The 11,165-nt window shown below is 37.9% G+C and carries 10 protein-coding genes, 1 pseudogene and 1 riboswitch; of the genes and pseudogenes, 7 read left to right on the top strand and 4 right to left on the bottom strand.

The genetic code is table 11. From position 1 onward, the window contains the following. From DES38_RS01595 to DES38_RS01580, 4 genes and pseudogenes are all read left to right on the top strand, one after another. A pseudogene (locus DES38_RS01595) lies at positions 1-259 on the top strand (hypothetical protein); the annotation flags it as partial. Positions 260-440: 181 nt separating this feature from the next. Next, a riboswitch (ZMP/ZTP riboswitch) is annotated at positions 441-521 on the top strand. Between the two features lie 84 nt (positions 522-605). Then, complete coding sequence (locus DES38_RS01590) at positions 606-1,790, top strand: 3-phosphoglycerate dehydrogenase family protein (protein ID WP_110250337.1); 1,185 nt, start codon at positions 606-608, stop codon at positions 1,788-1,790. A gap of 174 nt (positions 1,791-1,964) precedes the next feature. Further along, a complete protein-coding gene (locus DES38_RS01585; RefSeq protein WP_110250336.1) occupies positions 1,965-2,426 on the top strand; it encodes a VOC family protein in 462 nt (153 codons plus the stop codon). After that, a complete protein-coding gene (locus tag DES38_RS01580) occupies positions 2,423-3,106 on the top strand; it encodes an SDR family oxidoreductase (protein ID WP_110250335.1) in 684 nt (227 codons plus the stop codon). Before DES38_RS01585 ends, DES38_RS01580 begins: the two co-directional genes overlap by 4 nt. Before the next feature lie 60 nt (positions 3,107-3,166). On the opposite strand, the gene DES38_RS01575 is transcribed toward DES38_RS01580, so the two are convergent. The 4 genes from DES38_RS01575 to DES38_RS01560 form a co-directional block, all read right to left on the bottom strand. Continuing rightward, the gene (locus DES38_RS01575) at positions 3,167-4,306 is read right to left on the bottom strand and encodes an SEC-C metal-binding domain-containing protein (RefSeq protein ID WP_110250334.1); all 1,140 of its coding nucleotides are present in this window, start codon (positions 4,304-4,306) and stop codon (positions 3,167-3,169) included. A 204-nt stretch (positions 4,307-4,510) separates the two neighbouring features. Next, complete coding sequence (locus DES38_RS01570) at positions 4,511-5,089, bottom strand: class I SAM-dependent methyltransferase (protein ID WP_170114305.1); 579 nt, start codon at positions 5,087-5,089, stop codon at positions 4,511-4,513. 133 nt (positions 5,090-5,222) lie between these two features. Continuing rightward, entirely contained in the window at positions 5,223-6,518 is a 1,296-nt protein-coding gene (locus DES38_RS01565) for a glycoside hydrolase family 27 protein (protein WP_110250332.1), read from the bottom strand. Between the two features lie 524 nt (positions 6,519-7,042). Then, positions 7,043-8,230, bottom strand: coding sequence for a cation:proton antiporter (locus tag DES38_RS01560; RefSeq protein WP_110250331.1), 1,188 nt, complete (start codon positions 8,228-8,230; stop codon positions 7,043-7,045). A gap of 191 nt (positions 8,231-8,421) precedes the next feature. Between DES38_RS01560 and DES38_RS01555 the strand changes: the two genes are divergently transcribed. From DES38_RS01555 to DES38_RS01545, 3 genes are all read left to right on the top strand, one after another. Then, on the top strand, positions 8,422-9,543 hold the full coding sequence (locus DES38_RS01555) for a GGDEF domain-containing protein (protein WP_110250330.1): 1,122 nt from the start codon (positions 8,422-8,424) through the stop codon (positions 9,541-9,543). Between the two features lie 47 nt (positions 9,544-9,590). Continuing rightward, the gene (locus DES38_RS01550) at positions 9,591-10,646 is read left to right on the top strand and encodes a C45 family autoproteolytic acyltransferase/hydrolase (protein ID WP_245881939.1); all 1,056 of its coding nucleotides are present in this window, start codon (positions 9,591-9,593) and stop codon (positions 10,644-10,646) included. A 99-nt stretch (positions 10,647-10,745) separates the two neighbouring features. Next, positions 10,746-11,120: a DUF4234 domain-containing protein gene (locus DES38_RS01545; RefSeq protein WP_110250328.1), complete on the top strand. Its 375-nt coding sequence runs from the start codon at positions 10,746-10,748 to the stop codon at positions 11,118-11,120. Positions 11,121-11,165: the final 45 nt, after the last annotated feature.

Raw genomic sequence — 11,165 nt, 5'->3', positions numbered from 1 at the left:
TAAATTAGCACTTTATACACAAGATGAGGACCGTAACATTACAGATCAATTCACATTGACTGCACCAATGCTTACTGTTCAAGGTGAAAACACACGTATCCAAGGTGGTACATTCGCTGGTGACGTATTAGTTGATGCTAATGGTTTCTCAATTCCAGATGGTACAATTGACGGAGACTTAATCTTTGCTGATGCTGAGTATGAAGCATCTGCTGACCTTTCAGGTGGCGAAGTAACTGGTAACGTATCTGTTCAATAACAATTAAAACATGAATGATATTTTAAAAAGACGCCTAATGGGCGTCTTTTTTTTATCTATATCCGAACAATTAAATCGCTTTCATGTAAAACATTAATATTTTGATTGAATTATCTTGATTAAGCGTGTTGTATTTGTTATATTAAATGTGTTCTCAAGTTTTCAAAATAGATTTAATAATCAGGCAATATGTGACTGGCGTACACGGATGAACCGTGAGGAAGCGTATTGTTTAAAATAGCCGTTCGCCTGGGTGAGGTTAAGGGAGAAATCCCTTACCTTTTTCTATATTCTATTGGATAAAGAGTATGGGGTTAAAACGATGAAACCATAAGGAGGAATTTAAATGAGTAAAAAGACAACTGTAAAAACATTGAATGCAATCTCTGAGAAGGGTCTGTCACTCTTAACTGAAGATTATCAGTTAGATGAACAAGCGGATAACCCAGAGGGAATCGTTCTAAGAAGTTATAACATGCATGATATGACATTTCCATCTAACTTAAAAGCTATTGCAAGAGCAGGTGCTGGTGTCAACAATATCCCACTCGATCGTGCAACAGAAGAGGGAATCGTCGTATTTAACACACCAGGTGCGAACGCAAATGCTGTTAAAGAATTAGTGTTAACCTCACTTATGGCGTCATCACGTCAAATCTTTGATGGAATAATGTGGGTGAAAACACTGGCTGACCAAGGTGCGGATGTACCGAAATTAGTTGAACAAGGAAAAAAACAGTTTGTGGGTAAAGAAATTAGTGGTAAAACATTAGGTGTGATTGGACTTGGTGCAATCGGTGCGCGCGTAGCAAATGATGCCGTTGAACTTGGTATGGACGTTATCGGTTATGATCCATTTATTTCGATTGATATGGCGTGGAATTTATCGCGTGCGGTCCAACGTGTCCTTGACATTCAAGAAGTGTTTGAAAAAGCAGATTACATCACGATGCACATCCCATTGACGGATGATACGAAAGAAATGTTCAATAAAGATACCTTTAAAGTGATGAAAGATAATGTGTATATTTTAAACTTCTCTCGAGGAGAACTTGTCCATGATGATGATATGAAACAAGCACTGGAAGATGGTGTAGTAGGTAAATACATCACTGATTTCCCAAATGCTAAAACATTAACGATGAAGCATGCAATTCCAATCCCTCACTTAGGCGCCTCATCTGAAGAATCAGAAGAAAATTGCGCAATTATGGCGGTAAGACAACTAATGGATTATCTCGAAACAGGTAACATCAAAAACTCGGTTAATTTTCCGGATGCTGCGTTACCGTATCGTGGTCATAAACGTCTGACGGCTTTTCATAAAAATATTCCTAACATGGTCGGTCAAATCACGTCCGTATTATCTAACTTTAATTTAAACATTGCAGATATGACAAATAGAAGTTATAAGGAACATGCATATACGTTGATTGATTTGGAAGGCGATATTAATGATGCCGACTTTATGGGTCTTGAAGATAAGCTCATGACTATTGATGGTATGATTATGACACGTGTTATCCAATAGATAAAAACTAATCAAGAGCTGATTCGCATTTTAGGAATTAGCTCTTTTTTCTTTTGAAAAATATAGATAGAGCTGTAATTAATAAAGAATCATAGCCTAATTGGGTTAAATTAATATAAGTAGGGTAACTAATGAAGTAAGTATTCTAATTGATTAAAAATGGAGGAGATTGACATGAGCGAGATATTCGATTCAAAATTAATTACCCAAATTGCAATAATTGTACATGATATTGAAAGAGTGAAAGAGGCATATGCAAATTTGTTTAACATGACACCGCCAGATGTAGTAGTGACAGATGACGTTGAACAAGCTAAGACAACATATCGTGGGGAAAGTACCCCGGCTCGAGCAAAACTATGTTTTTTTGATTTTGGACAAGTGCAGCTTGAATTAATTGAGCCTGATCAACATCCAAGCACGTGGCGTGAGTACTTGGATGAACATGGTGAAGGTGTTCACCATATTGCTTTCCAAGTGAAAGGGATGAATGAAACTGTAAAAAGATTAACTGAGAAAGGGATGCCGGAAGTACAAAAAGGAGAATATGAAGGTGGTCGATACAGTTATATCGACAGTGAAGGACCGCTAAAAGTTATCTTAGAACTTTTAGAAAATGATGAGGTGGATAAATGACTGTGCTGATAACCGGTGCGAATCGTGGGCTTGGTCTTGCGCTTGTCAAAGAAGCCTTAGCAAACAATGAACAAGTCATTGCAACTTACAGACAAGACAGTGGTGAATTGTCGACAATTACTGATCCATCATTAATAACGTTCACTTGTGACGTTGCGGAAGACTCATCCGTTGAGCAATTAGCAAACCATATCAAAGCACGAGGGTTGCCTATCGATGTTCTAATTAACAATGCAGGTGTACTAATTGGACGCGAGCAAGGTTTACTAGATGTCTCGATGGAAGTATGTTTACAAGCGTTCAACGTAAATACACTGGGTCCATTACGGATGGTGCAGGCGATCTATCCATTGATGACGACAAGTGCCGAAAAATGTATTATTAATATTAGTTCAGAATCTGCAAGTTTAACGAATGCGTATGCAAAAGATTTTCCATACGGCTTATCAAAGGTTGCTTTAAACATGGTTACTGAAAAAGTATACAGCGAGTGCAAGGATGAAAACGTTGTTGTCTACAGTGTGCATCCGGGTTGGATGCATACGGATATGGGTGGTGAGCAAGCACCACTCAATCCACATGAAGTAGCATCGGCCATCTTTACAAACTTTGTTATCGATAAACCGGCGGTAGGTGCAAGTCGATTCTTTAATTATAAGGGTGAGGTCCTATCTTTTTAAAGTAAACAATTAAAAAAACAATGACCGCTATTTATTTGTTCGGAAGCGGTCATTGGTTTTTTAGATTTTCCCACAACATTTTTTATGTTTCTTTCCACTGCCGCAAAAGCAAGGGTCATTGCGACCTATTTTAACCTGTTGCGTAGCTGTTGTTTCTTTCGGTTGGTTGCGTTTATGTCCTTTTAATGACCATATATGCAAACTGTTTTGACTCTCTTGTAATTTAACAAGTAATTGCTTTTGAGCTGCTTCTGAATCAAGTGATAACTTCTGATTCAGATAGTAATAGGCAGGTTCAATGTCAGTAAAACTATTAAGAAGAATAAGTACTTGGTCCATATAAAGATTCAATGTTGTATCATCTAATTGGTAGGTTTGCTTCAAATCGCGAATAAGGTCAAGTAATGCATCGGTCAAGGACATATAATCTTCAGCGCCAGCTTCAACTAATTGATCATTGGTAAAGCTGAAAAATTGATCATAAACGGACAGCTCTTGAACCTTCAATAATTTTTGCTGATCAACAACGCGACTATCAAGCCAGTAGTCATCATTTTCCTTGATGTAATCATAATAGGTCATCGCATCATTGATGATTTCTGCAGCGTGTGCTTGATCATCGTTTACGATAGGAGCAACGAGGGCTAAAATTGTATTTTTAGTCATAATGCCATAGTAGTACAACATCCCTTGAGCAAGCCTTATGACTGCGTCATGTAGATCTGCTTTCATCTGCCAGTTTGATTGATCCATCTGGTTAAACGTCGTTCTTATTTCCTCGGGCATCACTAACCGTGTTTCATGGTTAGTGGAGACAGGGAAAATTAGTCCGGTCTTCCGCAAAAAATAAAGTTTATCTGTCGTGAAAGTTGTTTCATCAATTTTTTGATCCTTTTTCAAGAGTGCTTGAAGTGTTTTCAAACGGTCGTTGTCCATTGTTTCAATAAATTGATGACAGCTGTGTGGTACAGCAGCGACAATGGCTTCAATTAGCGGATGTTTATTAAGTTTAGATGTGTTTACAAGTTGGAGATGTTGCCTGGTCTCATCTAATTCTTTTTTGGTTAGGGTAGCTAATAACTGACGGTGATCATTAGTATCTGTCGTTTTTTTTAATTTTTTTTGCTTAGCTTCGATTCGGGATTGTGTATCGAGGCGTTGTTCCTCTAATTTAGTTAAAAATGAGCGTATCTGCTGCATGAATTAAAACCAACTTTCTACCGAGTATCTCGGATAATATCATATAATGAAACTCATGGATATGAGCAACATCTAAAAATATACACAAAGATAGGGGGTAGTGTCAAATGATGAAAAGCAAGACGATTGTTGAACCAACTTTGTAGACAACACCAAGAAAAGTCAATGCACAACCGAAACATGAATTGATTCTAGCGTTGCCAATTAGTGATCCGTTTGTTTTGCTTTGAATACACGGACAATTTTTCTTGCATAATGAGCTTGATAAGTAATCGTAAAGGTTGTTGCAATCAATCTGCCTGTGTCACGATTAAGGTGACAATTATCTGCCACGTGCCTCCAAGCCGGCGTCAGTTTATCTTGCAACCAGGCGAGTGCTGGTTCTTCAGAGCGGACGTGTTCAATGAATAAGATAGTTCCATTGGGTTTTAGCACGCGTTTGATCTCTTCAAGTGCTTTATCTGGTTGATCAATCGAACAAAACACAAGTGTCGCAATGACAACATCAAAGGTGTTATCTGGTGCATCGATATCTTCGGCGGACTGTTGCTTAATCGATATTGGCAGCGCATGTACTTTTTTCTTTGCGCGTTGTATCATCGATGACTCAGGTTCAATTGCTAAGACAAAATCAACTGTATCCGGATAATATTTGAAGTTGACACCAGTACCAGCTCCGATTTCTAAAACTGTACCACTTAACTGAGTTAAATGCTGTTTACGCAAACGATGAAATAGCATCCGTTCGAGTGGAGCCATTGCTGTATCGTATACAAACGACATGATTTTCCCCATGATTGATCCGCCTTCCTCCTGTATATTTGTTTCTCATAAGCGTAACGTAAAGGCTGCTGTGGGTAAAGTGGTTTGATTTTGGAACCGTGCTGCTTTCGTCAAAAGATCTTCAGTGATTACCTTAAGATAAATCAATCCGGAATAAAGTGGATTGGTGAGGAGCTAAGTGAGCAGAGATATGTTCATCTGTGACTGTAACGGCTTGATTGTTGGAACAGTTCACGATGTGTTTACTAACTGACTCGTCAATGAACAATTCGAACATGGAAATGCTGACGACTTCAGGTGTATCTGCTAAATTAAATAAAGCGACATAATGACATGTTGAACAAACTTGACTCTGCCAGACGACTGCATCTGCTTCTCGTTTGACTTGACGCTGGTTATAACCTGATTGATTTAAAGCAATCAAGTCAGGGTCAGTGATTAGTTTCAAGGTGAAAGCATCGTTGTCACGTAACTCACCACCAAACATTAGAGGAGATCGGAAGATGGACCAAAGTGTCATCATTGTGATTTGTTCATCTTTTGTGAAGCGCGTCAAACGACTACTTGCACCGCCATCAACAGAGCGAATGCCAATGTGTCCAAGTGGCAACATGTCAGCATCAGGCCAGTGACCCGGTCCAATGTTTTTACTCCAACGGTAACAACGATCGAACATGTCTTTGAGTAGGTGCCACTGATCCCAGAAATCATCAGTCATGCGCCACATATTGGCATGGTCTTCTAACAGTGCAGCATCTTCTAAGTGGCTCGGACCAGGCGAAAGTGATAGGACAATCGGTCGATGGGTGTTTTTAATCGCCCGTTGAATCATTATGATTTCTTTGTGATGGCTACGCTGATAAAGCTTTGAATCAGCGATGTCATCAACTTTGACAAAATCAACACCCCAGCTTGCATATAACTCAAATAGTGAATCATAATACAATTGACTGTCAGGACAGTCAGGATCTAACCCGTACATATCAGTGTTCCATGGACAAATCGAGTTGGATAAAGCAACATCACGAGCCCTTTTTTCAGAGCCTTTGATGGCTGTGTTTTGGTGAACGGCTTGTCTCGGAATACCGCGCATTATATGAATGCCAAACTTCAAGCCTAATTGATGAATGTAATCAGCTAGCGGTTTAAAACCTTGGTGGTTTTTAGCGCTTGGAAAACGGTTTGTCGCTGGAAAAAGCCTTGAGTACTGGTCCATCTCAAGGGGAACAAACGGATGATACTTGGATGAGTCGGCATTTGGTTCAGACCACTGAATATCTACCACGACATACTCCCAGCCGTGACTTTTTAAATGTTCTGCCATGTAAGCTGCGTTTGCTCTAACTTCATCTTCAGTCACGGATGCGCCATAACAATCCCAGCTGTTCCACCCCATAGGTGGAGTAAGTGCAAATTGATGATGTCTCATTAATGATTCCTCTTTTCGTTTGGTTATAGTGAGTAAAGCAACGATAATTTTAATGGAGCTAAGGCGTTGGAAGTCGTAAGTCGAACTGACTTTTAAGTAAGCATAACCTGTTCATATAAATCAGCAGCCATAAAAAGGGTCACATGTTTATAGATATTCGGATAAGTCAGATGTAAAATATTATAACACATTCGTATATGTTAACATATTATTCAATTTTTGTTTTCCGGTATATGAATGAATTTTCAAGATAATTAAATTTTTTAACTTGAAATTAAGCATCTAAGGATTTCCCTATCTATCTTATCAGTATAAGTGGTTATATGGCCGTTGGGTAATGCGATGAACAATTTGATAGCAAAAAGTACCGACATGGAGGAATAAAACGTGAAGAAATAAGTTGAGCGAACATATGAAAGGTCAGTTTCATAGAGATGGAGGCGGAACCGTCACTGTTTGAGAAAAGATACACCAGTGACGTCGCATGCGTATGTATGTGAAAACAGCACAGGGAAACTGTGCTGTTAAGGTTTTCCAACTAATTTTCGGGTTAGTCTAGATAAAGTTAAGCTTTGTAAAATCAGTGAAAGAATAACCACCGTAAAACTAATAGCCACTAATTGATCTGTAGTTGCTTGCGTTTCAGTTCTTAAGTGCAAGGTTAAAATCAAGAAAACTGACATCGAACCTTTTAATCCTGACCAAGAAATTAGTAAATTGTAACGCCAATTATGTCTTTTTACTAATCGGCTAACTAAAAAGATGGTGATGTAACGTGCGATGATAGCAAAAATGACGAGGGTAAAACCAATCCCTAAATACCGTATTGACAAATAATCGGTTACTTCAATCCCGATTAATAAATAAAGAAGTGCCAGTAAACTCACCTCGACAATTTCCCAAAAACCATCAAGCAAATCACGGAAGTGTGCTTCCTTTTTAGATTGATAAAAAGCATGTGATAACATCGTGCCACTAGCAACAACTGCTAAGACACCGGAAACACCTAGTCCTTCGGCTAATATAAATGAGCCGTAAGCCAGTGTAATACTTAGCATCAATTGATAGTGACTGTGTTTAGAAAAATGAATGGCGCGCGTCATTAAATACCCTAAAATGATGCCGATTAATAAACCGCCAATTGAAACAATTAAGAAGTTGTAAAGGAATCCACCGATTGAAGACTCGGTCGTTGGTGCTAAAAATTGAAGAAGTGCCGTAAACACAACGATACTTGTTCCGTCATTAAACATTGATTCACCTTCAACGACATGTGCTAAATCGTTATCCACGGTAGAATTTTTAATGATCGAGACGACAGAAACAGGATCAGTTGGCGTAAGTATGGCTGAAATTAACATTGCACCTAAAAATGAAATTGGAAACCAAAATAAGCTCAAAGTGTAAGTTAATGCCCCCAACAATAAAACATGAATAAATAAACCGAGCGTAGCTAACAAGAAAATAATCCGCTTGTTTTTAATTAATGCCTGAATCGGAAATTGGTAAGCAGAAACAAATAAAAGCGGAGGAATAAATAAGTGATACAGCATTGTTTCGGTAAGTATAATTGCATCAAAGTATGAAAACAGTGATAAACCCATCCCAACGATTAATAATACTGTTGGCGCAGGAAAGTTCTCTTGTTTTTTATCAATGGTATAGACGATGTAACCAATAAATAATAAGCTGACCATATGTTGCAAATCCATGATAATCACCAACCTTCTTCAATTAACTACCCTGTGTACGTAACTAGTTAAACATGATTAACAAGAAATAGAGAAAAATAGCTATTTATCTTGGGTTGTTTCAAGAAAAATCGAAATTCAAAGCTGATTTGCTTTATTAGATGATAGATATTTTGTATAATTAAGCAACAACAAAGAAGAAGGTGGGACAAATGGCATATCTTGTTCAATTTCAAATTAATGTATTTGCGTTAGTCATCTTAGTTATATTATATGCGATGATTCGGTTTCGATTACGGGTAAAAAGTTACGGGAAGTTATTGTTACGCTGGATTATGGTACTTACTGCGGTTGCGGTTGTTTTAGAGCCGTTAACATGGATTTTCGATGGGATGCTATTTCCATTTAGTTATTTTCTTGAGTATAGCACAAATGTCTTGTTATTCCTTGTTGGACCAGTCCTCGGCGGCATGCTGTTAAGTTATGTTGATTATCACGTGTTTCATGATCCAAAACGCTTATCAAAACGGGGCTATTATCAACACTTGAGTGTGCTAACAGCTATAATTTTAGTGGTTAATTTTTTTAATCCAATCTATTTTGAGATTGATCCAATTAGAAATAGCTTTTCGAGTGGTGCTCTTAAAGATGTTCATTATCTTGTTTTAGCAAGTTTGTATATTTATATGTTAGTGTTTCTTTATCGAAATCGGCGACGTATCAGTCAATCGGCGATGATGATTTTTATTTGGTTTTTCATGTTGCCGATTATAGGGATGATTGTCCAACTGTTTAATTCTCGTCTCCACTTCTCGTGGACTGCCGTTGTATTAGGGGTGCTTGTTGCTTACATATTTTTAGAGTCTACCGCCTCTGAACAAGACTATTTAACCAAGTTATATAATCGACAAAGCTACGAAATGTATATCGATCATCTGATTGAAACAGATCAACCGTTTACCTTCCTTCTTTTTGATCTTAATCATTTTAAAAAAATAAATGATACGTTTGGTCACCAGATTGGTGACAAAACACTCATTTATTTTGGGCGCACCTTAAAGAAAGTTTTTACAAATCAAGGCTTTATTTCACGATTAGGTGGCGATGAATTTGTGGTTCTTGTCGAAGGTGTGTTAGATGAAACAGCAGCAATTAATCAAGTTAATGCGTATTTAAAAGCGGCAAATCCAAGTTACATCAAAAATTTGTCTTTTAGTTACGGCGTGAAACAATACGATCAAAAAAAATCAGTCGAAGCCATGTATTCTGAAGCAGATAAGATGTTGTATATTAATAAACGTTTATACCATCAACAGTTTAACGACAACATTTAAAAGATGGAGTTATTTTAACAATGCTGATAGAGAAAGGGAGTAAAGCTGTGTCAGAACAATCACTAACACGTGTCTACGCTGATGTCATTCAGTTTAAGGGAACACATTTCGATTTTGGCGTCATGCAAGGGAAACGTCTAATCGATTCACGCTTAATGACCAACCGCATCGAACACTTGTCAAAACGGAAATCAACCCGTTTTCAAACCGATGTTAGTGAAGCGATTAAATGGATTGAAGCGATTCAACCGCGTTTATTAGATGAAATTCGCGGGTTGCAAGAGGTGCTGAACTTGTCAGAGGACGAAGCGATGCGTCATTTCGCTGGTTATTATTTAGAGATAGGCAGAAGTGGGTGTTCGATCATGACGGGTGATGAGTACTTTGTTCGAAACTATGACGCATACCCTGACAATTATGAAGGCAGGATGGTGGTCTACCAGCCAACTGATGGTGGTTTTTTATCGGTTGGTCCATCGATGCAAATCACCGGTCGGACCGATGGTATCAATGAATACGGCTTAGTGATTGGCTACAATTTTACCAATCGGATAAAATCTGGTGATGGTTTCATTTGTAACATGATCGCACGACTAGTCTTAGAATCAGCAAAAACGGTCACAGATGCCATAGAGTTATTGAAAACCATTCCACATCGTACCTCGTTTTCATATGTTTTGATGGATCCGCACCATGAGTCGGTTGTTGTTGAGGCAACACCTAATAAAGTCATGACACGACAGGCGAATATGTGTACCAATCATTTTGAATTGATTAACGAAGCCAATCGTTATCGCTTTGATGAGTCATTAGAACGTCTTGGTCGCATAAAAGAAAATTGGACAGAGGCATTAACGAAAGAAGCCGCTTTTCAAATATTCAACAACGATCAGCATCACATTTTTTCTGACCATTATGACGTCGCATCAGGGACGTTGCATACAAGTTTATATGAACCAAAACAGAAAGCGGTGCACTTTGCGATTGGTAAAAATCAACACCCAATTACAATTCGCTTAGATGCCATTAAACAAGGCCAGGTTCTATTAATAAAAAAACTGTTGGGAAGAATTGAGTGGCCACACTCTTTTTTGAATGAATAACAAACATAGATTAACGTAAAAATGGTTATTATTTTCAATTAAATATGCTATGATGGAAAGGGTATGACACGATATTGCTTAAGAAAGGAGGAAATACATATGATTAAAGAACGTAGCGTTCTTATAGTTATTATCTTATCACTAATTACTTTTGGAATTTATCCGATTTACTGGTATTACTCAATTACTGAAGAATTAAGTGCAGCGACAAATGATCCCCATTTTTCAGGTGCGAAAGCATTAATTTTTGCACTGATTACTCTTGGTATCTACGTACTCTTTTGGTATTATATTGTCGGTCAAAAGGTGGCAGAATTACAACGCACGCATAACTTTCAAGTGAAAGACAATGGTGTGTTATATATTGTCCTTTCAATTTTCGGCCTGTCACTTGTCTCAAATGCTATTATTCAAAGTGAATTGAACAAGCTTGTTCCTGTGGTTCAACTTAACGGCATGAATCTCCATAGTTAAATTAAATACAGCTGTCAGAAAGAAAAAGATAATGAGCTGTTATTG

It is taken from the genome of Streptohalobacillus salinus, from assembly GCF_003201605.1.
Taxonomy (GTDB): domain Bacteria; phylum Bacillota; class Bacilli; order Bacillales; family Amphibacillaceae; genus Streptohalobacillus; species Streptohalobacillus salinus.
The sequence above is the reverse complement of the archived record's forward strand: the minus strand, read 5'-3'. Positions and strand labels throughout refer to the sequence as shown.